The organism is Lysinibacillus sp. BPa_S21 (assembly GCF_023337795.1).
GTDB lineage: Bacteria > Bacillota > Bacilli > Bacillales_A > Planococcaceae > Lysinibacillus.
The window spans coordinates 129,753-154,515 of sequence record NZ_JALIRS010000010.1 but is presented as its reverse complement, the minus strand read 5'-3'; the positions used below and the strand labels follow the sequence as shown (position 1 = coordinate 154,515).

General features: G+C 39.1%; 23 protein-coding genes and 1 other annotated feature. All 23 genes read right to left on the bottom strand.

What is annotated here, in order from left to right; genetic code table 11:
- Positions 1–128 precede the first annotated feature (128 nt).
- Complete coding sequence (locus MOK21_RS18330) at positions 129–2,111, bottom strand: FtsX-like permease family protein (RefSeq protein ID WP_249075416.1); 1,983 nt, start codon at positions 2,109–2,111, stop codon at positions 129–131.
- Positions 2,101–2,862 (bottom strand): ABC transporter ATP-binding protein, encoded by a 762-nt coding sequence (locus tag MOK21_RS18325; protein WP_249075442.1) that lies wholly within the window; start codon positions 2,860–2,862, stop codon positions 2,101–2,103. The genes MOK21_RS18330 and MOK21_RS18325 overlap by 11 nt, the downstream gene beginning before the upstream one ends.
- A gap of 96 nt (positions 2,863–2,958) precedes the next feature.
- Complete coding sequence (locus tag MOK21_RS18320) at positions 2,959–3,975, bottom strand: sensor histidine kinase (RefSeq protein WP_249075415.1); 1,017 nt, start codon at positions 3,973–3,975, stop codon at positions 2,959–2,961.
- 6 nt (positions 3,976–3,981) lie between these two features.
- Entirely contained in the window at positions 3,982–4,671 is a 690-nt protein-coding gene (locus MOK21_RS18315) for a response regulator transcription factor (RefSeq protein ID WP_283164779.1), read from the bottom strand.
- Positions 4,672–4,938: 267 nt separating this feature from the next.
- Entirely contained in the window at positions 4,939–6,126 is a 1,188-nt protein-coding gene (gene tuf / locus MOK21_RS18310) for an elongation factor Tu (protein WP_249075414.1), read from the bottom strand.
- 140 nt (positions 6,127–6,266) lie between these two features.
- A complete protein-coding gene (fusA, locus tag MOK21_RS18305; protein WP_249075413.1) occupies positions 6,267–8,345 on the bottom strand; it encodes an elongation factor G in 2,079 nt (692 codons plus the stop codon).
- Positions 8,346–8,387: 42 nt separating this feature from the next.
- Positions 8,388–8,858 (bottom strand): 30S ribosomal protein S7, encoded by a 471-nt coding sequence (gene rpsG / locus MOK21_RS18300; protein ID WP_132362681.1) that lies wholly within the window; start codon positions 8,856–8,858, stop codon positions 8,388–8,390.
- A gap of 148 nt (positions 8,859–9,006) precedes the next feature.
- Complete coding sequence (gene rpsL / locus MOK21_RS18295; RefSeq protein WP_010860613.1) at positions 9,007–9,426, bottom strand: 30S ribosomal protein S12; 420 nt, start codon at positions 9,424–9,426, stop codon at positions 9,007–9,009.
- Positions 9,427–9,524: 98 nt separating this feature from the next.
- The gene (locus MOK21_RS18290; RefSeq protein WP_132362679.1) at positions 9,525–9,773 is read right to left on the bottom strand and encodes a ribosomal L7Ae/L30e/S12e/Gadd45 family protein; all 249 of its coding nucleotides are present in this window, start codon (positions 9,771–9,773) and stop codon (positions 9,525–9,527) included.
- 138 nt (positions 9,774–9,911) lie between these two features.
- Positions 9,912–13,598, bottom strand: coding sequence for a DNA-directed RNA polymerase subunit beta' (gene rpoC / locus MOK21_RS18285; protein ID WP_283164778.1), 3,687 nt, complete (start codon positions 13,596–13,598; stop codon positions 9,912–9,914).
- A 208-nt stretch (positions 13,599–13,806) separates the two neighbouring features.
- Entirely contained in the window at positions 13,807–17,382 is a 3,576-nt protein-coding gene (gene rpoB / locus MOK21_RS18280; protein ID WP_249075412.1) for a DNA-directed RNA polymerase subunit beta, read from the bottom strand.
- 242 nt (positions 17,383–17,624) lie between these two features.
- Positions 17,625–18,227, bottom strand: a complete 603-nt coding sequence (locus MOK21_RS18275; RefSeq protein ID WP_249075411.1) for a class I SAM-dependent methyltransferase — start codon at positions 18,225–18,227, stop codon at positions 17,625–17,627.
- Between the two features lie 76 nt (positions 18,228–18,303).
- Positions 18,304–18,663 carry a 50S ribosomal protein L7/L12 gene (gene rplL, locus MOK21_RS18270; protein WP_132362671.1) on the bottom strand — a complete coding sequence of 120 codons (360 nt, stop codon included), beginning with the start codon at positions 18,661–18,663 and terminating at the stop codon, positions 18,304–18,306.
- A gap of 72 nt (positions 18,664–18,735) precedes the next feature.
- Positions 18,736–19,236, bottom strand: a complete 501-nt coding sequence (rplJ, locus tag MOK21_RS18265; protein WP_249075410.1) for a 50S ribosomal protein L10 — start codon at positions 19,234–19,236, stop codon at positions 18,736–18,738.
- 32 nt (positions 19,237–19,268) lie between these two features.
- Positions 19,269–19,415, bottom strand: a sequence feature (ribosomal protein L10 leader region).
- Positions 19,416–19,476: 61 nt separating this feature from the next.
- Positions 19,477–20,175: a 50S ribosomal protein L1 gene (gene rplA, locus MOK21_RS18260; RefSeq protein WP_249075409.1), complete on the bottom strand. Its 699-nt coding sequence runs from the start codon at positions 20,173–20,175 to the stop codon at positions 19,477–19,479.
- Positions 20,176–20,295: 120 nt separating this feature from the next.
- Positions 20,296–20,721 (bottom strand): 50S ribosomal protein L11, encoded by a 426-nt coding sequence (rplK, locus tag MOK21_RS18255; protein ID WP_004233593.1) that lies wholly within the window; start codon positions 20,719–20,721, stop codon positions 20,296–20,298.
- A gap of 227 nt (positions 20,722–20,948) precedes the next feature.
- Positions 20,949–21,482, bottom strand: coding sequence for a transcription termination/antitermination protein NusG (nusG, locus tag MOK21_RS18250; protein WP_249075408.1), 534 nt, complete (start codon positions 21,480–21,482; stop codon positions 20,949–20,951).
- Positions 21,483–21,899: 417 nt separating this feature from the next.
- Positions 21,900–22,085, bottom strand: coding sequence for a preprotein translocase subunit SecE (gene secE, locus MOK21_RS18245; protein WP_249075407.1), 186 nt, complete (start codon positions 22,083–22,085; stop codon positions 21,900–21,902).
- A 48-nt stretch (positions 22,086–22,133) separates the two neighbouring features.
- Complete coding sequence (gene rpmG / locus MOK21_RS18240) at positions 22,134–22,280, bottom strand: 50S ribosomal protein L33 (RefSeq protein ID WP_079562383.1); 147 nt, start codon at positions 22,278–22,280, stop codon at positions 22,134–22,136.
- A 76-nt stretch (positions 22,281–22,356) separates the two neighbouring features.
- The gene (gene sigH / locus MOK21_RS18235) at positions 22,357–23,004 is read right to left on the bottom strand and encodes an RNA polymerase sporulation sigma factor SigH (protein ID WP_249075406.1); all 648 of its coding nucleotides are present in this window, start codon (positions 23,002–23,004) and stop codon (positions 22,357–22,359) included.
- Positions 23,005–23,072: 68 nt separating this feature from the next.
- On the bottom strand, positions 23,073–23,585 hold the full coding sequence (locus MOK21_RS18230; protein WP_249075405.1) for an NYN domain-containing protein: 513 nt from the start codon (positions 23,583–23,585) through the stop codon (positions 23,073–23,075).
- Positions 23,586–23,587: 2 nt separating this feature from the next.
- Positions 23,588–24,340, bottom strand: a complete 753-nt coding sequence (gene rlmB / locus MOK21_RS18225; RefSeq protein WP_249075404.1) for a 23S rRNA (guanosine(2251)-2'-O)-methyltransferase RlmB — start codon at positions 24,338–24,340, stop codon at positions 23,588–23,590.
- Entirely contained in the window at positions 24,340–24,759 is a 420-nt protein-coding gene (locus tag MOK21_RS18220) for a Mini-ribonuclease 3 (RefSeq protein ID WP_053482829.1), read from the bottom strand. Before MOK21_RS18220 ends, rlmB begins: the two co-directional genes overlap by 1 nt.
- Positions 24,760–24,763: the final 4 nt, after the last annotated feature.

Sequence of the window (24,763 nt, the reverse complement as noted above, 5' to 3'; positions counted from 1 at the left end):
ACGTTAAACTTTAATCCTCTAATAATTAAAAGTCAAGATATTTTTATACCCCTATAATAATCTTCCGAATTTAAACGACAAAAACAGTATGATCTTAAATAATCATACTGCTTTTAGATTTCTTCCTATTATAATGATTCACGAATAACTTTTTTATAATAGCCAACGGAAAGTACAGCGAAGATAGCGTATAACGCAATATAACAGCTCATAGCAATCCATAATGGTGTAGTTAACTCTGAGCCGAATAAAAACCATCCAGACTTCACAGCAAAGTAACTATGGAGCAGCCCTATTATTAATGGGACGCCAAAATTAAAGGCTTGTTTCATATATATGCCTTTCATAATATCCTTTTCAGCGAAGCCAATCTTTCTTAATATCGTATACGAAGCTCGCTCCTCTTCAGCCTCAGACATTTGCTTAAAGTATAAAATACTACCAGTTGTCATTAAAAATGCTAAGCCTAAAAATGCTACGGTGAAAATTGATAAACCTAAAGTTTCTAAATTCTCTTTACGTTGTTTTTCATAGGACTGTAAATAGAATGAATAATCAACTCCATCTTTTTTCACACTCGAACTCTTTGCATATAAATTCTCCGCTAGAGCTAAATCACTTTTATTCTTTAGGTGAATAGAAGTTTGTTTATGCAACATATCAATATCTTCGTGAGCAGCTATTTCTTCAAACAATGCATCTGAAACTACGAAAACAGGTCCCCCAGGCCCACCAGTCACAGCACCACTTATAATACTTTCATGTCGCACATCTGTTACATGAAGGGTTTTTTTACGACCTTCCTCTGGACTTCCTATAGTAATATCTACATCACGATCCTTTTCAAGCGGAAACATTTCTGCCATATAGCCACTATAGTTTGTTAAAATAACATCGTAACCCGATACAGAAGCTTCAGGAGCTATTTGTTGATAGTCAGAAATCGGAATTGTAGTAATGATTCCTTCTGCACCATAAAGGGGATTATCTTCATTTTGCTGACTTTCAGACAATAATTGTGAAAAAGAAGCTGAAACACTCTGTAATCGGTAATCTACTTTTTCAAAAGCAATATTATTTTCTTCAAGCTCCTTTAAAAACTCTTGGAAATGGTCTTCAAGTAAAATATAATCTGCAGGTACTTGACTATATGACGACGAGCCTGTTGAATAATACGCTATATATGCTAATGTTGTAACCCCAAGTGAAACACCCGTTAAAACTGTTATAAGCGTTAAGGATTTCGCATTACCTTTCATGCGATGCATAATCGGTGTTAGTGCTAATACATCACGGACAGTTAGATGTCCATTTTTCTTAAGACGAATAGAATTCATAATAAATGCTACAGAGAAACGGAAAACAAGGAACGTTCCGCCGATGGTAGTGGCTAAAATAATAATCATATTAAGCGTTAAATTACCCTGAGAATTAATATCGAAAAGCTTCGTTGATGCATAATAGCCATACGCAATTAGCACAAGTCCTAAAAAACCAATAACCATTTGTAATGGGTTGAAACGCTTTACGCGCTCATCGGCTTGCTTAGAAGCACTGAATAATGATAGTAATGATACGCGATAAATCATCCAAGCCATTTGCACGAGTACTATGACTAGTAGAATGGCAAATACTACGATAGACTGTTGCAATGCCTCTGTACTAAATGTCATCGTCACAAGTGCCTCTTTTTCCAGTACACGTAGTAAAATCATTGTAAATAAACGTGAACTAAAGAACCCAGCAAGCATACCTAAAATGACCGCGCCTACAAACAATAGGATACTTTCTACCGCTAATAAGCGTACGATAAGCCCCTTTGTCATCCCTATTAGCTGATACAAGCCAATTTCCTTACTACGACGCTTCATAAATAGATGGTTTGCATAAAGTACGAAAAACAAGACAATAAAGTACAGCATATAGGTTGCTGCAGCGAAACCTGCTGTGGCAGTACCGCTCTCTTGTACTGTAGCCAGCACTTCAGTATTATTCTGCAGTGTCACAAAAGAAAAATATAAAGTAACACTAAAAATAAGTGCGAAAAAATATAAATAATAATGCTTCATATTTTTCTTCATACTGCGTAACACGAGCTTACTAAGACTCATAGCCGTCACCGCCTAGCACACTTTGCGTATGCATGATTTCTTGGAAAAATGCTTGTCTTGTTTTATCTCCTTTATATAGCTCACTATAAATAAGTCCGTCCTTCAAAAATAAAACACGTGTGCAAAAACTCGCTGCTACTGCATCATGCGTAACCATCATAATCGTTGCTTTTTTTGATTCATTAATACTTTGTAGATTTTTTAAAAGTGCAGTGGCTGATTTTGAGTCAAGTGCCCCTGTAGGCTCATCAGCAAATACAAGAGACGGATTTGTAATTAGCGCTCGAGCCGCCGATGTACGTTGCTTTTGGCCACCTGATATTTCGTTAGGATATTTATTTAAAATCTCCGTAATACCTAACAAATGTGTTAGCTCCTTAACACGGCTCTCCGCGACAGCCTTTGGAAGCCTACCAATAGCTAATGGTAGTAGAATATTTTCTTTCACCGTTAGTGTATCTAACAAATTATAATCTTGGAATATGAATCCTAATTGTTCACGACGGAAATTAGCTAACGCCTTCTCCTTCATACCACGTAAGTTTTGACCATTTATTTCAATAACACCTTCTGTTGCAAAGTCAATCGAACACAAAACATTTAAAAGTGTTGTCTTCCCAGAGCCTGAAGGTCCCATAATACCAACAAATTCACCTTGATTTACTTCTACATCAATACCCTTTAACACCTCTTGGGCTGTTGATTTTTTACCATATACTTTTTTTACTTTACGACCAATTAAAACCGCCACTTGTAAACGCCCCTTTCTATAATTCAAGTGTACCCTGTCCTCTTCGATAATTCGTGTGTTTTACATGACAATATAAAAAGGTAGGTGACAATTTCGTCATCTACCTGTTAGTTGGACATATTCATTTTGCAATGGGAAACGTAATGTAAATATCGAACCTTCCCCCACGATAGATTGGACAGTAATACGAACCCCAATTTTCTGTGCCACATTATGCGCTAAGTATAGACCCATACCTGTAGATTGTGCAGACTCTCTCCCAGCTGTCCCCGTATACGATTTATAAAAAATACGGGGTAGATCCTCCTTACGAATACCAATACCTGCATCTTTTATATGTAGTAGTGTTGCTCCAGTAGCATCTACTTCAGTAAAGATCAATACCTCTGAATTCGCGGGACTATATTTAATGGCATTGGACAAAATTTGACGGATAATAAAGGCTAGCCATTTACCATCCGTCACCACTGTTTCAGCTAACTCTTCAATCTCAAAACCGATACCTTTTTCAATGCACCATGCCTGCATAGCTCTTATTTCTTTATAGACCACAGTTTTTAGCTCGATCTCCGTCATATAATTATCTTTTTCAATAGAAGCTAACCGTGTTTGGTGGAGCTGCTGGTCAACTAATAAATGCAGTCTTAGCCACTCAGTCTCTAATTTACGACGTAATGTCAAATCATCTATATGATCCAACATTAAATTAATTGAAGTCAGAGGTGCCTTTACTTCGTGCACCCATGCTAGGAGCTCATCCGAATATTCCTGTAGCTGTACCTTTGCTTGATTTAACTCTGTATTTTTATCATAAAAAAAATCTTCAATTTTCGTAAGATATGCTACTTGAAAAGGTGATAACCCAAAATTTTTGCTATGCACATCATCGATTTGACTTTCCACATTTCCCAGGAAAACCTTCACCTGCCCCACTTCTACTACATATCGCCAAAAAAGGAAGATCATAAAACTAATAAGCATGCTAATATTTATATACCAAATAGATATTCCTTCTAATCCAGCATCTAAAGAAAATAAAACATTGATCATGATGATGATAAAAGCGAAAAATCCTATCCAAGCGAGTCGTTCTCTTAAAAATAAAATTAGCATTATCACTCACGTCCCTTGTGTTACAGCCATATAACCAAGTCCCTTTTTAGTTAAAATCGCTTCTTGCAAACCTATATCCTCTAACTTACTACGTAATCGATTAACATTTACCGACAAGGTATTATCATTAACGAAACGCTCATCATCCCATAACTTTCGCATTAAATCATCTCTAGAAACTATTTGATCGGCCTTTTCCACTAAAATGCGTAAAATAAAGAGTTCATTTTTGGTCAACGAAGCAAGATTACCCTCATACATAATTTCACTGCGTGCATAATCAATAACCGCACCATTAAAACGTGTAACATCCATTGATTCTTCTATATAGTCATAGGTCCGGCGTAAAATTGCTTGTACCTTTGCTAGTAATACCTCCATATGGAAAGGCTTTTGCACAAAATCATCTGCTCCCATTTGCATGGCCATTACCATATCCATTGGATGGTCTCGTGAAGATAGAAAGAGAATTGGTACCTTTGAGATATGACGTATTTCACGACACCAATGAAAGCCATCATAAGCAGGTAGCTGAATGTCAATTAATACAAGCTGCGGCTTTTGCTCAATAAAATCATCCATCACCTTTTGGAAATCTGTAGGGCCTACAACCTGAAGGGACCATTGTGCAAAACGTGTTTGAATCATTTCGAAAATGGATGGATCGTCTTCAATCAGTAGTATTTTCATCTCCATATGCAAATTCTCCTTCCATAAATATTGATATGTATTAAATAGTTCTATCACCAAAACGTGAGATTGATTTCCGTTTTCGCACAGGGAAATTCTATTTACTTTTATCGTGTTAAGTAATTTCTGTTTTTTGGTATTTCATTTGTTATGTATACATAAAATAAGCTAATTTAAACGAGTTTATCAAATGCTCTTTACCTATTTTAACATAAAAAACCAATCTGTAAGCGTCCCTACAGATTGGTTTTGAAAATAAGCTAAATGCTTAAATTATTTTTGGATAGAAGCAACTACGCCAGCGCCTACAGTACGGCCACCCTCACGGATAGAGAATTTAGTACCTTCTTCAAGAGCGATTGGAGCGATAAGTTCTACTGTCATTTCGATGTTATCACCAGGCATTACCATTTCAACGCCTTCTGGTAAGTTACAGATACCTGTTACGTCAGTTGTACGGAAGTAGAACTGAGGACGGTAGTTAGAGAAGAATGGAGTATGACGGCCACCCTCTTCTTTTGATAAAACATAAACTTCAGCTTTGAAGTTAGTGTGTGGAGTGATTGAGCCTGGTTTAGCTAATACTTGACCACGTTGGATTTCTTCACGAGCTACACCACGAAGTAAAGCACCGATGTTGTCACCAGCTTCAGCGTAGTCTAATAATTTACGGAACATTTCTACACCAGTTACAGTAGTAGATTTTGCTTCTTCAGAGATACCAACGATCTCAACTACGTCACCAACTTTAACTTGACCACGTTCAACACGGCCAGTTGCAACTGTACCACGACCAGTGATAGAGAATACGTCCTCTACTGGCATCATGAATGGTTTGTCAGTTTGACGTTCTGGAGTTGGGATGTAAGCATCTACAGCGTCCATTAATTCAACGATTTTTTCTTCCCATTCTGCTTCACCTTCAAGAGCTTTAAGAGCAGAACCTTTGATTACAGGAAGATCGTCACCTGGGAATTCATATTCAGATAGTAGGTCACGGATTTCCATTTCTACTAATTCTAATAATTCTTCGTCGTCTACCATATCACATTTGTTCATGAATACTACTAAGTATGGAACACCTACTTGACGAGATAAAAGGATGTGTTCACGAGTTTGTGGCATTGGGCCATCAGCAGCAGATACTACTAAGATACCGCCGTCCATTTGTGCAGCACCAGTGATCATGTTTTTAACATAGTCAGCGTGTCCTGGGCAGTCAACGTGTGCATAGTGACGAGTATCAGTTTCGTATTCTACGTGAGAAGTATTGATTGTGATACCACGTTCTTTTTCTTCTGGAGCGTTATCGATATCAGCGTATGATTTAGCTTCCCCACCCATTTTTTTAGAAAGAACTGTTGCGATAGCAGCAGTTAAAGTTGTTTTACCATGGTCAACGTGTCCGATTGTACCAATGTTAGCATGCGTTTTTGAACGGTCGAATTTTTCTTTAGCCATTAGAGATTGCCTCCTCAAAATTATATGTTTATATTTTTTAGAAAATTTATAGAATGATTGCTGATGGCGAACGGGCCCATCCACCATCCCACAATCATAGCTTACAAATTAGTTATACTTTATGCAAGATGAAAATTCAATTATTCACCTTTATTTTTTTTGACGATGTCAGCAGCGATCGATTTTGGTACTTCTTCATAATGATCGAATGTCATTGAGAATACACCACGACCTTGTGTTGCTGAACGTAGAGTTGTTGCATATCCAAACATTTCCGATAAAGGAACCATTGCACGAACAACTTGAGAGTTACCGCGAGCTTCCATACCCTCAACGCGTCCGCGACGAGAAGTAATGTTACCCATGATATCACCAAGGTATTCTTCTGGAATTACAACTTCTACTTTCATCATTGGTTCTAAGATAACTGCATCACATTGTTTAGCAGCTTCTTTAAGAGCCATAGATGCGGCAATTTTGAACGCCATCTCATTCGAGTCAACGTCATGGTAAGAACCGAATACTAATTTCGCTTTAATGTCGATAAGTGGGTAACCAGCTACTACACCGCGTTCAAGAGAGTCACGAAGACCAGCTTCAACTGCAGGAATGTATTCACGAGGTACTACACCACCAACGATAGCGTTTTCGAATTCAAAGCCTTTACCTTCTTCATTTGGAGAGAACTCAATCGTTACGTCACCATATTGTCCACGACCACCAGATTGGCGAGTGAATTTACCTTGAACTTTTGCAGAGCTACGGAATGTTTCACGGTAAGATACCATTGGAGCACCTACGTTAGCTTCTACTTTAAATTCACGGCGCATACGGTCAACTAAGATATCAAGGTGAAGCTCACCCATACCTGAGATGATTGTTTGACCAGTTTCTGTGTCAGTGTGAGCACGGAAAGTTGGATCCTCTTCTTGAAGTTTTTGTAAAGCTTGACCCATTTTATCTTGGTCAGCTTTTGATTTTGGTTCTACAGAAAGAGAAATTACTGGCTCAGGGAATTCCATTGATTCAAGAATAACTAGGTTTTTCTCGTCACATAGAGTATCACCAGTAGTAGTATCTTTAAGACCTACTGCTGCTGCGATGTCCCCAGCATATACTTTAGAAATCTCTTCACGAGAGTTTGCGTGCATTTGTAGGATACGTCCTACACGCTCACGTTTACCTTTAGAAGAGTTTTGTACGTATGAACCTGATTCTAAAGTTCCAGAGTACACACGGAAGAAAGTTAATTTACCTACGAATGGGTCAGTCATAACTTTGAATGCAAGAGCTGAGAATGGCTCTTCATCTGAAGAATGACGTTCTAATTCTTCTTCACCATCAACATCAGTACCTTTGATTGCTGGTACATCTAATGGAGATGGTAAGTAATCGATAACTGCATCTAACATTGGGCGTACGCCTTTGTGTTTGAATGCTGTACCACAGATTACTGGGTAAAATTCTACTGCGATCGTAGCACGACGGATAGCCGCTTTAAGTTCAGCAACAGAAATTTCTTCGCCTTCTAAATATTTTTCCATGATATCTTCATCAACACTTGCAACAGCATCGATTAATTTTTCACGGTATTCTTCAGCTTGTGCGCGGTGCTCTTCAGGAATTTCACCTTCAGTTACTGCTGTACCTTTTTCGTCGCCGTAGAAAGTAGCTTTCATTTCCACTAAGTCAATGATTGCTGAGAACTGATCTTCAGCTCCGATAGGTAATTGGATAGGGTGAGCGTTTGCTTGTAAACGTTCGTGTAGAGTGCCTACAGAATATAGGAAGTCTGCACCTGTTTTATCCATTTTGTTAATGAACACGATACGTGGAACGCCGTAAGTTGTAGCTTGACGCCATACTGTTTCAGTTTGAGGTTCAACACCAGATTGAGCATCAAGAACTGTTACAGCACCATCAAGTACGCGTAGTGAACGTTCAACTTCTACAGTGAAGTCTACGTGTCCAGGAGTATCGATGATGTTTACACGGTGGCCGTTCCATTGAGCTGTTGTTGCAGCAGAAGTGATTGTGATACCACGTTCTTGCTCTTGCTCCATCCAGTCCATTTGAGAAGCGCCTTCGTGAGTTTCACCGATTTTGTGAATCTTACCTGTGTAATAAAGGATACGCTCAGTAGTTGTTGTTTTACCAGCATCAATGTGAGCCATGATCCCAATATTACGAGTATTCTCAAGAGAGAATTCGCGTTTCATGAGGTATTTCTCCTTCCATATTGGGCTTATGCGATGTTTAGATTACCAACGGTAGTGAGCGAATGCTTTGTTCGCTTCTGCCATTTTATGCATATCTTCACGCTTTTTAACTGATGCACCAGTGTTGTTAGAAGCATCAAGGATTTCGTTAGCTAAACGCTCTTCCATTGTTTTTTCACCACGAAGACGAGCGTAGTTAACTAGGTAACGAAGACCTAAAGTTGTACGACGTTCTGGACGTACTTCTACTGGCACTTGGTAGTTAGAACCACCAACACGGCGAGCGCGTACTTCAAGAACTGGCATTACGTTATTTAGGGCAGCTTCGAATACTTCAATTGGATTTTGACCAGAACGTTCTTTCACTAGATCGAACGCACCGTATAAAATCTTTTGAGAAGTACCTCTTTTACCATCAACCATCATTTTATTAATTAAACGAGTTACTAGTTTTGAACTATAAATTGGATCTGGTAACACGTCACGTTTGGAAACAGGACCTTTACGAGGCATGTGTTTTCCTCCTTTCGAATAGTTATCGATTTATTTTAAAAGAATTGTCTTGCCATATTTGCCGCAAAAAATTCCAATCTGCTAGCAAGATTAGAAATTTGCGACAACTACTTATGTTTATTATTAAGCAGCGCTTAATAATGTTAAATTATTTTTTTTCTTTAGGGCGTTTTGTTCCGTATTTAGAACGTGATTGTAAACGACCGTTTACACCAGCTGTATCAAGAGCTCCACGTACGATATGGTAACGAACACCCGCTAAGTCTTTTACGCGTCCGCCACGGATAAGAACAACACTGTGCTCTTGTAAGTTGTGGCCTTCACCTGGGATATAAGCTGTAACCTCGATTTGGTTAGTTAAACGTACACGAGCGTATTTACGTAACGCTGAGTTTGGTTTACGAGGTGTCATTGTACCCACACGAGTACAAACTCCGCGTTTTTGTGGAGACTTAACATCAGTTAAAGATTTTTTAAATGAGTTATATCCTTTGTTTAACGCTGGTGATTTTGATTTCGTGATTTTAGATTGACGAGGCTTACGTACTAATTGGTTAATTGTAGGCATCGATTTTTCCTCCCTTCATTTATTCCTTGTTAATACCACACATCCAGGTGGTTCATTTTTTGGGTAAAAACAAAGTCTTTGTGTTTAATACACAAAAACTACTCTACAGTAATCGCAACTACCGCAGCTCCAACATGGATTCCACAGGCCTTGCCCAGTTCCTTTTTGGACTCAACAAGAATAACTGGTATACCGATTTCTCTCGCGAAAGATATGGCCGAATCGGTTACCCAATTGTCTGCATCGAGTGCCACAAAAAGTTCTTTCACTGAACCAGCTTGCATTGCTTTTACTGCTTGCTTTGTACCTATGATTGTTTGACTTGCCCTTACTTTATCATAAGACATTTTCATATCCTCCGAAGTACAGACAGTTAACTATCAACCTTCAATATATTATCATTACCAATTTCAACTGTCAACTAATATCTTTAAAAAGCCCGAAGAGATGCTAAAAACACACCTCTTCGGTACTTATTTTAATGATTATTCAGCAGAAACTAAGTCTTCTGTGTCAAGCTCATCTTTTTCAATACGGATTTGACGGTAACGTTGCATACCAGTACCTGCAGGAACAAGTTTACCGATAATTACGTTTTCCTTCAGACCAAGAAGTTCATCACGTTTTCCTTTAATAGCAGCATCCGTTAACACACGAGTTGTTTCTTGGAATGATGCAGCGGATAAGAATGATTCTGTTTCAAGAGAAGCTTTTGTAATACCTAGAATTACAGGGCGGCAAGTTGCAGGGTTTTTGCCATTCATAACAGCGTCTACGTTTGCCTCTGTGAATTGGTGAATATCTAGTAATGAACCTGGTAATAATTCAGTGTCACCAGCTTCGATTACACGAACTTTACGAAGCATTTGGCGAACCATTACCTCGATATGTTTGTCTCCAATTTCTACCCCTTGCATACGGTATACTTTTTGTACTTCTTTTAGTAAATATTCTTGAACTGTTGAAACGTCTTTTACTTTTAATAATTGTTTTGGATCGATAGAACCCTCTGTTAAAACTTGACCACGTTCTACTGTGTCACCTTCGACAACTTTTAGACGTGCATTATAAGGTGCTTGATATTTACGAGTTTCTACGTCACCTTGAATTGTAATTTCTTTTAGACCTTCACGGATTTCAGTGATATCCGAAACAGTACCAGTAATTTCTGAAATAACAGATTGACCTTTTGGATTACGTGCTTCGAAGATCTCTTGGATACGTGGAAGACCTTGTGTAATATCGTCACCGGCAACCCCACCAGTATGGAATGTACGCATTGTTAACTGTGTACCTGGTTCACCGATTGATTGAGCCGCAATGATACCCACTGCTTCCCCAACTTCAACCTTTTCACCTGTTGCCAAGTTCATGCCGTAACATTTTTTACATACACCATGTTTTGTATTACATGTGAATGCTGAACGGATTGTTACTTCCTCGATACCAACCTCAATAACTGTACGAGCGATATCTTGATCGATTAAGCCATCTTTTTCTAAGATCACTTCACCTGTTTCTGGATGCACGATTGTTTTCTTCGTATGACGACCGATAATACGTTCATCTAACGCTTCAATTAACTCTGTGCCTTCCATTAACGCACCGATTGTTAAACCTCGGTCAGTTCCACAGTCATCCTCACGAACAATTACATCTTGTGCAACGTCAACAAGACGACGTGTTAAGTAACCTGAATCGGCAGTTTTTAGGGCTGTATCGGCAAGACCTTTACGAGCACCGTGAGTTGAGATGAAGTACTCTAATACCGTTAAACCTTCACGGAATGAAGATTTAATTGGAAGTTCAATGATACGACCAGCCGGGTTGGCCATCAGACCACGCATACCAGCTAACTGTGTAAAGTTAGATGCGTTACCACGGGCACCTGAGTCAGACATCATAAAGATTGGGTTTGTTTTCTCAAGAGACTTCATTAGCTTAGATTGAATTTCATCTTTCGCAGCACTCCAGCTTGAGATAACGCGATCATAACGCTCATCTTCAGTGATGAAACCACGACGGAATTGCGCTTGAACTTTATCTACTTTTTCTTGAGCTTCCGCTAAAATTTCACCTTTGTCTGGTAATACGACGATGTCAGATACACCTACAGTGATACCAGCGCGTGTTGAATATTTGAATCCTAGGTTCTTCATACGGTCAAGCATTTTAGATGTTTCAGTAATGTGGAAACGTTTAAATACTTCAGCAATGATATTACCTAAGAATTTTTTACGGAATGGATTTACAACTGGAACTGATGCAAAGTGTTTGCGCAGTACAGCTGTGCGTTGTGCTTCAACTTTACCTTTTTCATCAAGACCATTATAAGTAGCATCTGCTTCAAGCTCTTTTAACGTTTCTTCATCAATTGTTAAGTTAACAAAGTATTTGTCAGGTGTTTCTTGTTCTAAGTTGAATGCAGTTGGCTCATTAATATATGGGAATGATTTAGGTAAAATTTCGTTAAAGATTACTTTACCAACAGTCGTTAATAGGAACATATTATTTTGTTCCTCAGTAAATGTTGGGTTATTTAACGAACTTGCTTTAATCGCAATACGAGTATGCAAATGAACATGACCTGTATCATATGCAATTAATACTTCGTTTGGACCATAGAAAGCTGTTCCTTCACCGCGAGCTGCTTCACGTTCAAGTGTTAAGTAGTAGTTCCCTAATACCATATCTTGAGATGGTGTTACAACCGGTTTACCGTCTTTCGGGTTCAGGATGTTTTGTGCAGCAAGCATTAGAAGACGAGCCTCTGCTTGCGCTTCCGCTGATAATGGTACGTGAACCGCCATTTGGTCACCATCGAAGTCAGCGTTGTAAGCTGTACATACTAATGGGTGAAGACGAATAGCACGACCTTCAACTAATGTTGGTTCAAACGCTTGAATACCAAGACGGTGAAGCGTTGGTGCACGGTTTAGTAATACTGGATGCTCACGAATTACATCTTCTAAAACGTCCCATACATCGTTGTTTAAACGCTCGATTTTACGTTTAGCAGATTTAATATTATGTGCAAGACCACGTTCTACTAACTCTTTCATCACGAAAGGCTTGAATAATTCAATTGCCATTTCTTTTGGTAGACCACATTGGTACATTTTTAAGTTTGGACCTACTACGATAACCGAACGACCAGAGTAGTCAACACGTTTACCAAGTAAGTTTTGGCGGAAACGACCTTGTTTACCTTTCAGCATATGTGAAAGTGATTTTAATGGACGGTTACCAGGACCTGTTACAGGACGACCACGACGACCGTTATCGATTAATGCATCAACAGCTTCTTGTAACATACGTTTTTCGTTTTGTACGATGATACTTGGAGCACCAAGGTCTAGTAAACGTTTTAAACGGTTATTACGGTTGATGACACGGCGATATAAATCGTTTAAGTCAGAAGTTGCGAAACGGCCACCATCTAATTGCACCATCGGACGAAGCTCTGGTGGAATAACCGGTAGTACATCTAAAATCATCCATTCAGGAGAGTTCCCTGAGTTACGGAATGATTCAACAACTTCAAGACGTTTAATGGCACGTGTACGACGTTGACCTTGCGCTGATTTCAACTCTTCTTTTAAAGATTGAGTTTCATCTTCAAGATCAATTTTGCCTAATAATTTTTTAATTGCTTCTGCACCCATAGATGCTTCGAATGTGTTACCGAATTTTTCGCGATATGCGCGGTACTCTTTTTCAGAAAGTAGTTGTTTACTTTCTAAGTTTGTAGCACCTGGTTCGATTACAACGTATGAAGCAAAGTAAATTACTTCTTCTAATGCACGTGGGGACATATCTAAAATAAGACCCATACGGCTAGGAATACCTTTGAAGTACCAGATATGAGATACTGGTGCCGCTAATTCGATGTGGCCCATACGTTCACGGCGAACTTTAGCGCGTGTTACTTCTACTCCACAACGATCACAAACTACGCCTTTATAGCGTACACGTTTGTATTTACCACAATGACACTCCCAGTCCTTAGTTGGACCGAAAATACGCTCACAGAATAAACCATCTTTTTCTGGTTTTAAAGTACGATAGTTAATCGTTTCAGGTTTTTTAACTTCACCGTATGACCAAGAACGGATCTTGTCAGGAGAAGCTAAACCAATTTTCATATATTCAAATTCATTAACGTCTATCAAGGAGCCTACCTCCCTCTAGTATAGGTCTTTATAAAGACTCTTTTACGCAGCTCGATAATCGTTTGCAAGAATCATTGCTCTTTAGCAAAAGATTAAAAATAGAATGATTTATTGAAAGAAAAAGTCGGACAGGGCGTTAAATCCTGCCCGACTAATTTGAAAAATAACTTTGACCGTGTTCACAAAGAATGTGAATTAACGTTTTCCATTATTCAAAAGACTCTACTGGCTCTTCTTCTGTATCTTGCTGTGGTGCAATGTTAAGTGCATCAGCTGGTTGAAGATCGTCTTCCTCGTCTAAGTCGCGAAGCTCTACCTCTTCATCATTGACTGTTAGCATCTTCACATCCATACCAAGAGATTGAAGTTCTTTAATCAATACTTTGAATGATTCAGGAACGCCTGGCTCTGGCACACTTTCACCTTTAACGATTGCTTCGTATGTTTTCACACGACCAACAACGTCGTCGGATTTAACTGTTAAGATTTCTTGAAGTGTGTATGCAGCACCGTATGCTTCAAGTGCCCATACCTCCATCTCACCAAAACGTTGTCCACCGAACTGTGCTTTACCACCAAGTGGCTGTTGAGTTACAAGTGAGTAAGGACCAGTTGAACGTGCGTGAAGTTTATCATCAACCATGTGAGCAAGTTTGATCATATACATGACACCTACTGATACACGGTTATCAAATGGTTCACCTGAACGTCCATCATACAGGATTGTTTTACCATCACGGTTCATACCTGCCTCTTCCATCGTTTCCCAAACATCTTCCTCGTTGGCACCATCAAATACTGGAGTTGCCATATGAACGCCTAAGTAACGAGAAGCCATACCTAAGTGTAGCTCTAAAACTTGTCCGATGTTCATACGAGAAGGTACACCAAGTGGGTTTAACATGATATCAACAGGAGTACCGTCTGGCATGAATGGCATATCCTCTTCCGGTAAGATACGAGAGATAACCCCTTTGTTACCATGACGTCCGGCCATTTTGTCCCCTACGCGAATTTTACGTTTTTGAACAATGTAAGCACGAACTAATTGGTTAACACCCGGTGGTAATTCATCGCCATCTTCACGGTTAAATACTTTTACGTCAAGAATAATACCGCCAGCACCATGTGGTACACGTAATGAAGTATCACGAACTTCACGAGCTTTTTCACCGAAGATAGCATGTAATAAGCGTTCTTCAGCTGTTAATTCTGTAACCCCTTTAGGTGTTACTTTACCTACAAGAATGTCACCGTCACGTACTTCCGCACCAACACGAATGATACCACGTTCATCTAAGTTACGAAGTGCATCTTCCCCGACGTTTGGAATATCACGAGTGATTTCTTCAGGTCCTAATTTTGTATCACGAGACTCTGATTCATATTCTTCAATATGAACAGATGTATAGACATCGTCTTTTACAAGGCGTTCGCTCATGATAACAGCATCCTCATAGTTAAAGCCGTTCCAAGTCATGAACGCAACAAGTACGTTACGACCAAGAGCAAGTTCACCATTTTCCATAGATGGACCGTCTGCTAAAATGTCACGAGGTTTCACACGTTCGCCAACTTTTACAAGTGGACGTTGGTTGTATGAAGTACCTTGGTTAGAACGAATGAATTTTTGTAATTTATATTTTGTTAAATCGCCTTTAACCTCTTTACCGTCAACGACTTCAATACGGCGAACATGGATAGAGCGAGCTTCAACATGCTCAACAATACCGTCATATTTCGCTACTACAGCCGCACCTGAGTCACGCGCATCAACATGTTCCATACCAGTACCAACAAATGGTGCTTCTGGGTTAAGAAGAGGAACTGCTTGACGTTGCATGTTGGCACCCATAAGTGCACGGTTCGAGTCATCGTTTTCTAAGAACGGGATACATGCAGTCGCAGCTGACACTACTTGTTTAGGAGATACATCCATGTAGTCCATTTGCGATTTATTAAATACTGTATTATCCCCACGGAAACGACCTACTACTTCGTCTTTAGCGAATGTGCCATCAGGATTTAATAGTGAGTTCGCTTGTGCTACATAGTAGTTATCTTCTTCATCAGCTGTTAAGTAATCAATTTGATCCGTTACTTTACCTGTCTCATGGTCAATACGACGATAAGGTGTTTCAATGAATCCGAATTTATTTACTTTGGCAAATGAAGATAATGAGTTGATTAACCCAATGTTTGGACCCTCTGGTGTCTCGATTGGACACATACGACCATAGTGAGAATAGTGAACGTCACGTACTTCGAAACCAGCACGCTCACGTGTTAAACCACCAGGTCCTAACGCAGATAGACGACGCTTATGCGTTAACTCTGCCAATGGGTTTGTTTGGTCCATGAATTGTGATAATTGAGAGCTACCAAAGAACTCTTTAATTGACGCAATTACTGGACGGATATTAATTAATTGCTGAGGTACGATAGCAGCTGTATCGTTAATAGACATACGCTCACGTACTACACGTTCCATACGGGATAAACCGATACGGAATTGATTTTGTAAAAGCTCACCAACAGAGCGTAGACGACGGTTACCTAAGTGGTCGATATCATCCGTTGCCCCTACTTGGTAAAGCAAGTTGAAGAAATAACTTACTGAAGATAATACGTCAGCAGGCGTAATATTCTTCACTTCTTCATCGATGTACGCATTACCAATAATATTGATTTCTTTTTGCGCTTCATCTTTTGGTGCATAAATTTTAATAGATTGGATTGTTACATCATCCTCAAGCACTCCACCTACTTGTGATAAAGTGCGGTAACCGATTCCTTTTGATGAATCTTCTAGATACGGTAAGATTTTATCTAAAGTACGGCGGTCAAGAACTGTACCCTTCTCTACTAAAATTTCGCCTGTTTCTGGGTCTACAAGCGTTTCAGCAATCGTTTGGTTAAATAAACGATTTTTGATATGAAGCTTTTTATTCATTTTGTAGCGACCAACATTCGCTAAATCATAGCGTTTTGCATCGAAGAAACGAGAGTATAATAAACTCTTCGCACTTTCAACTGTTGGTGGCTCACCTGGACGTAAACGTTCATAGATTTCTAAAAGTGCTTTTTCAGTACTTTCAGAGTTATCTTTTTCTAACGTATTACGTAAATATTCGTTGTCACCGATAATATCGATAATTTCTTGGTCTGAACCGAAGCCTAATGCACGAAGTAACACTGTTACTGGTAGCTTACGAGTACGGTCAATACGCACATATACTACATCTTTTGCATCAGTTTCATACTCTAACCATGCACCACGGTTAGGAATAACTGTCGCTCCGAAACCTTTCTTACCGTTTTTATCAGTTTTATCATGGAAATACACACTTGGTGAACGGACTAATTGTGAAACGATAACACGTTCAGCACCATTGATAATGAACGTACCTGTCTCTGTCATTAATGGGAAGTCACCCATGAAGACATCCTGTTCCTTCACTTCGTCTGTTTCTTTGTTGTAAAGACGTACTTTCACACGTAATGGAGCCGCGTAAGTAACATCTCGCTCTTTACATTCATCTACATCATACTTAGGATCTCCTAATGAATAATCGATGAATTCTAATGAAAGATTACCTGTAAAGTCCTCGATCGGCGAAATGTCACGGAACATTTCACGTAAACCTTCTTCAAGGAACCACTCGTAAGACGCCGTTTGAATCTCAATCAGATTTGGAAGCTCAAGCACCTCGTTAATACGCGCAAAGCTTCTACGCTGGCGGTGTTGTCCATACTGAACTAGTTGACCTGTCAACTCATTCACCCCTCAATAAAGCGATATTAGGTCTTTGCAAAATCATACAAATAGTGTATGATTTCGAAAGACAAAAAGAAAACGAGTCTTCAAAAAGATCTCATTTTCGGTTAACTAAACTTATCTTGGCAAGTATACCCACATTATAACAATCATATACAAAAAGGGCATACGACCTCAAAATAATATTTTTGCATTGTATCATATTATCATAGCCGATTTGTCAAGTCAATAAATTATGCATATTTCACTTATTTTTTCGCACGTACTATCCAGTACCCTTTTTTCTTCTCCACAACATCGACTTCAGAAAATTTTTCTTCTAGGTAACTTACCGTTGATGGTGCACCTTGCTTCTTCTGTATGACTACCCACAGCTCACCAGATGACACTAACTTATCATAAGCTCCGTCGTAAAAGCGGAAAATTGTTTCCTTTCCTGCGCGAATTGGAGGATTGGTTAAAATAGCTGCGGCGTTTACATCATTGCCAACCTTCGATAGTCCGTCACTCACAAATATCCGTACATTTTGAACTCCGTTTACTTGCGCATTTTTTTGTGAGAGTGCAACAGCACGTTCATTGATATCCATCATAAAAACGGTACGGTCTGGGTTTGTTTTAGCAATCGATAATCCGATCGGTCCGTACCCACACCCCACATCAAAAATCGCACCATCAATATCAGGCATTTGAAAAGCATCTATTAAAACACGGGATCCAAAATCTACTTCGCTTTTACTAAATACACCTGCATCCGTTTCAAAGGAAAACGTATGCCCTAACAACTTGAATGTCCAGTGACGAGGTTTGCTCTCAGTTTGAGGCTTATTCGTATAATAGTGATCTGACATTTCCACGCCTCCTCAGAATGAAGAAAAAAGCTCGCCACAATGACGAGCTTTCCTTTTGTTTAAAAGTAATGCGAGATTACTTAACTTCTACAGATGCGCCAACTTCTTCAAGTTTAGCTTTGATTTGTTCAGCTTCATCTTTAGAAACGCCTTCTTTAAGAGCTTTAGGAGCGTTATCTACAACTTCTTTAGCTTCTTTAAGACCTAAACCAGTGATTTCACGAACCACTTTGATTACTTTGATTTTTTCAGCACCAGCAGATGCTAATACTACGTCAAACTCAGTTTTTTCTTCAGCAGCGCCAGCAGCAGCACCTACTACTGCTACAGGAGCAGCAGCTGTTACACCGAATTCTTCTTCGATAGCTTTTACTAAATCGTTTAATTCAAGAACTGTCATAGCTTTGATAGCTTCTAAGATTTGCTCTTTATTCATTATAATTTCCTCCTAATTGGATAATGTTTTTATTGTTGCGGTCATGCCGCGGAAGTTAAAGTGCGTACGAAATTACGCGCCTTGTTCTTCTTTTTGGTCTGCAACAGCTTTTGTTGCAAGTGCGAAGTTGCGCACTGGAGCTTGAAGTACAGATAAAAGCATAGATAGAAGACCTTCGCGTGATGGAAGTTCTGCAAGTGCTTTAACATCTTCAACAGAAGAGATTGTACCTTCAATAATACCTGCTTTAATTTCTAAAGCTTCATTTTTCTTAGCGAACTCGTTGATGATTTTAGCAGGAGCTACAACATCTTCATTTGAGAACGCAATTGCGTTAGGACCAACTAATACATCGTTGATTCCTTCAAGGCCAACAGCTTCAGTAGCACGACGTGTTAAAGTGTTTTTGTAAACTTTGAACTCAACACCAGCTTCACGAAGTTGTTTACGAAGCTCAGTTACTTGTGCAACGTTAAGACCACGGTAATCCACAACTACTACAGAAGCAGCGTTTTGGAATTTCTCAGTAATCTCTTGAACTTGTACTTGTTTGTTTTCGATTGCTTTGCTCATGATGACACCTCCTATTAGAATGGGTCATTTATACCGACAAAAGAAAAGCCCCTGGGTCAAAATAGACACAGAGGCTGAAAGTCATCATCTTTAAATAAGAATCCGAATTCCGATGTCCTCGGTAGGATCATTAAGTGACAAGTCACTCCTACTGTCTACGGTACAAATGGATGATTCACAACAGCAATCATCTTATCATAGATAGACGACGCCGTCAACAGATTTATATAAAAACGTTAATTATTTTACTACTACGCTTGAAGCATCAACTTTAATAGCTGGACCCATTGTAGTTGTAACGTTTACAGATTTCATGTAAGTACCTTTAGCTGCAGCAGGTTTTGCTTTTTGCACTACATCAAATACAGCTAAGAAGTTTTCTACTAATTTTTCTGTAGAGAATGAAGCTTTCCCGATAGGAGCGTGGATGATACCAGCTTTATCAGCACGGTATTCTACTTTACCAGCTTTGATTTCACCGATAGCTTTTGTTACATCGAAAGTAACTGTACCAGTTTTAGGGTTTGGCATTAAACCTTTAGGTCCTAATACACGACCAAGTTTACCAACTTCACCCATCATGTCAGGAGTTGCAACGATTACATCGAAATCGAACCAACCTTGTTGGATTTTTTGGATGTATTCTGCATCGCCTACATAGTCAGCACCAGCTGCTTCAGCTTCTTTAAGTTTTTCACCTTTAGCGAATACTAATACGCGTTGAGTTTTACCAGTACCGTTTGGTAGCACTACTGCACCACGGATTTGTTGGTCATTTTTACGAGTATCGATTCCTAAACGGAAAGCAACTTCTACAGTAGCGTCGAAGTTCACTGTGCTAGTTTTTTGAGCAAGTTCGATTGCTTCTTGCGCACCGTATACTGCGTTACGGTCGATTAATTTTGCTGCATCTTGCAGTTTTTTACCTTTTTTAGCCATTATATAATTCCTCCTTGATTGTGGTTATAGCGGATTTTACCTCCCACGAATAAAGGTTGCGCGTTCACAAAGAAACTCCGCAACCTTCCAAAAAACAAATACATCATCAAGTAACTGGGATTAGTCTTCGATAACAATACCCATGCTTCGTGCAGTACCTTCAACCATTAACATTGCAGCTTCTACTGAAGCAGCGTTAAGGTCTGGCATTTTAGTTTCAGCGATTTCGCGAACTTTATCACGTTTAACCGTTGCCACTTTTTTACGATTTGGTTCACCAGATCCAGATTGGATACCAGCTGCTACTTTAAGTAGAACTGCTGCCGGCGGAGTTTTTGTAATGAAAGTGAATGAACGGTCCTCAAATACTGAAATTTCAACTGGAATAATAAGACCAGCTTGGTCTGCAGTACGAGCGTTGAATTCTTTACAGAATCCCATGATGTTCACACCTGCTTGACCTAATGCAGGACCAACTGGTGGAGCTGGGTTTGCTTTACCTGCAGGGATTTGAAGTTTAACAACTTTAATAACTTTTTTAGCCACGAGACACACCTCCTTAAGTCCGTGATGTGGTAATTGGGTTGCCCCTCCCACTCAATATCTGTCTGTCAGCTAAGTGCCGATAACATTAAAATTATCATAGCAGACGTCAAACCAAAGTATGACAGTCTGACCTTTGAAATGATACCACTTTTAATTTTTTTAAGCAAGTAGTAATTAACAAATTCTGCGACATACGTCTTAGACATATGACACTTTAGTTACTAGAACTATAATTTTTGTACTTGCTCAAAATCTAGTTCCATAATTGTTTCGCGACCAAACATATCGACAGAAACTTTTAGCTTACCTTTTTCAGCGTCAATCTCTTCAACGCGTCCTTGGAAGTGCGCAAAAGGTCCTTCCAATACTTCTACTGCTTCTCCAACAGAAATATCAATTTCGACAACTTTGTCAGTCATACCCATTTGTTGTAGTAGACGGTCCGCTTCTTCAGGTAATAAAGGTGTCGGCTTCGCACCGCCACCAGATGAACCGATAAAGCCAGTTACACCTGGTGTATTACGTACAACATACCATGAATCATCCGTCATAATTAGCTCTACTAAAACGTAACCAGGGAAAACTTTACGCATCATTGTACGCTTTTTCCCATCCTTCATTTCTGTTTCTTCGTGTTCAGGCACAATAACACGGAAAATCTTATCCTGCATACCCATTGTTTCTACACGTTTCTCTAGGTTTGCTTTTACACGGTTTTCATACCCTGAATACGTATGAACAACATACCAATTTTTCTCCATAACTACTAGGACTCCTCGTCCGTCCCTCCCTTACAAATAAAAGTGAAAACGAATCACGATATGCTAAACGCAACCTTTACTCTTTTCACAAACTGCTCATTAGAAAAACATAGCTTTCGCATTGCTAGCGAAAGCCTGATGATATATACCAAATCTAGCATAGTCATCTATCGCTACCCTCATACTATCCCTAGTAGCATATTTATCACATTGAGAATATTTTACTGCTGTTCGTTTCTTCAATTTCTCCTTGGCGTAATTGTGTCATTGAATTACGCTCGACAATTCATTCCTTTTAAAAACCGCGACACCCGCCGGAGGCTTTACCTTCATTCTGACTGAAGATAAAGCAAACGAAAAAACCCGTTTATTGTAATGACGGGCTATTTCAGAAGTATTAACATGCTATTTACTAAATTATAGATCTAAGTACCAGCGGAATAATGATGAAATACCTAAGTCTGCTAACACAAAAAATAAAGCCATAATTACAACAGTTGAAATTACAACGACTGTATATTTCGTCAGTTCTTTACTTTTTGGCCAGCTTGTTTTGCGCATTTCCGACATTACATTACTGAAAAAGCCTTTAATCTTACCCATTCTAGCCTAACCTCCGAATCAATCATATCTGTCTATTTACAAATTATTTTATAGCGTTTGTTTATGCACTGTATGTTCATTGCAATGCGAGCAAAATTTCTTTAATTCGAGGCGTACAGTTGAATCTTCCTTAGCTGGAAACGTATAATTTCTCGATCCGCATTTTTCGCAATTTAGAACGACTTTTTTTGCCATTTTATCACCTTTTCGGCACTTTGTCTTTTCAAGACTAACACCTATATTTGTCAATGTCAATAAAGGCATAAAACCACTAAGACATTTCTTCAAGAACTAAATGTCGCTCTAATTTACGCTTTACTCGCTGCAATGCATTGTCAATAGACTTCACATGACGATTTAATTTCTCAGAAATTTCATGATAAGACTGTCCATCTAAGTATAGAGCTAACACTTGTAGCTCTAATTCACTTAAAATCTCACCCATCTTTTCTTCTAAGTAGCCAAACTCTTCTCTATGAATCATTAATTCTTCCGGATCATCCATAATAGCGCCGGTTAATACATCCATTAATGTACGGTCTGACTCTTCATCAAAAATAGGCTTGTCCAAAGAAACATAAGAATTTAGTGGTATATGCTTCTGTCTTGTAGCTGTTTTAATAGCCGTAATAATCTGTCTTGTAATACACAGTTCAGCAAAAGCTCGAAAAGAAGCAAGCTTATCTCCCTTAAAATCACGAATAGCTTTATACAAACCAATCATGCCCTCTTGGACAATGTCTTCCTTATCTGCACCAATTAAAAAATAAGATCTAGCCTTTGCTCTCACTAACAAACGGTATTTCGTAATTAAAAAATCCAACGCATCTGTATTACCTTGATGCACCATTTCAATAAGTTCTTCATCATTGAATCGTTCAAAATCTTGTGTCACTTGTACAATACTATTTTTAAACATGGTATCACCTCAGCTACAACAGATAATTAGGAACAGTATAACGGAATTGGAAAATATGCGTCAATCAATCATTTCAAACCACGCCGCCATTTTTCAAAGGCCAAAGCAACATCGGGCCTTAGCTCTATGCGAGAAGGCGGCTTGCTATCTTGCTTTCGTTTCACATCATGAGAAATTTTATGCTGGATAATACCCAGATCAATTTCTAGCTCTCTTGCCGATTTTCGAAGAGCACCGTTACCAAAAATAACATTTTGCTCTGCCATATCAGAGGTTGCTACGTGAATCTGCACATTTCTAGCTTTTAGTTCGTGCGTCATTTTTTCAATACGTTCATCTGCTGTTTCGTTTTTCCGTGTATAAATGACTTCAACATCATTTTCTAAATAAGTTTGCTCGACACCCGGTACAAGATGTGCGTCAAAAACTATAATTACGCGCCACCCCATAGCTGCTTTATACTCAGCCATAAGCTCAATTAATCTTTTACGGGCATCTTCAAAATTAGTATCACGTAATGGTCGTAGCTCTTTCCAAGCTCCTATCATATTATAACCGTCAACAAGCAAAATGTTGTTCATCGTCAATCATTCGCTTCTTGACGTTTACGATACACTTCGTACATTAAAATTGCAGCAGCTACTGATGCATTTAGTGATGTGACATGTCCAACCATTGGTAAATGATATAAAAACTCACATTTCTCTTTTAATAAGCGGCCCATTCCTTTACCTTCACTACCAATAATAATCGCAAGTGGCAATGTGGCATCCATTTTACGATAGTCTGCAGAACCTTTTGCATCTGTACCCGCAATCCATACCCCTCGTTCTTTCAGCTCATCAACCGTCTGTGCTAGGTTATTAACACGCACTACAGGCACATGTTCAATTGCTCCAGTTGATGCCTTTGCCACTACAGCTGTCAAACTCACAGAACGGCGCTTTGGAATAATAATACCATGTGCACCAATCGCATCAGCAGTTCGCATAATAGAACCTAGATTATGCGGGTCCTCCAACTCATCTAAAATTAAGAAGAACGGATCTTCTTGTTTTTTTGCTGCCGCAGCAAATAAATCCTCTAGCTCTGCATATTTATATGCTGCAACAGAGGCAACTATTCCTTGGTGATTGGCACTCGATAATTGATCTACCTTTTTTTTCGGAACAAACTGAACGATGACTCCACGTTCTCGTGCTAAATCGAGCAGTTCATTAACCCCCGATTTTTTCACACCTTCTGCAATCCATACTTTATTCATATCGCGGCCTGAACGAAGTGCTTCTAACACTGGGTTTTTACCGGCAATAATTTCACCATTTTGCTCTGCCATTAATTTGACACTCCTTTCGATTCCTCGATTATTTGAATAGCGTATGCAATGATTGCATAAACGCGTTCTAATTCATTTAATAAATATAAACTACCAAGCACAGCTTCAAAGCCTGAGCTATTACGGTATGTTTGAACATCCGTATTTTTTGGCACAGAGCCGGATTTGGCATTGCGTCCACGACGGAACACAGCCAACTCCTCCTCTGTTAAAAATCCTTCATCCATCATTCGATGTACGATCATAGATTGTGCTTTCGCTGATACGTAACGTGTCGCTTCTCTATGAAGTGTGTTGGGTTTGACACGGCCAGCACGTAATAAATGCTCTCGTATCTTTTGTTCTAAAACTGCGTCTCCCATATAGGCCAACGCTAATGCATTCAATTGCTTAACATCTTCGTTGCGGAGTTTATCCAAGTTA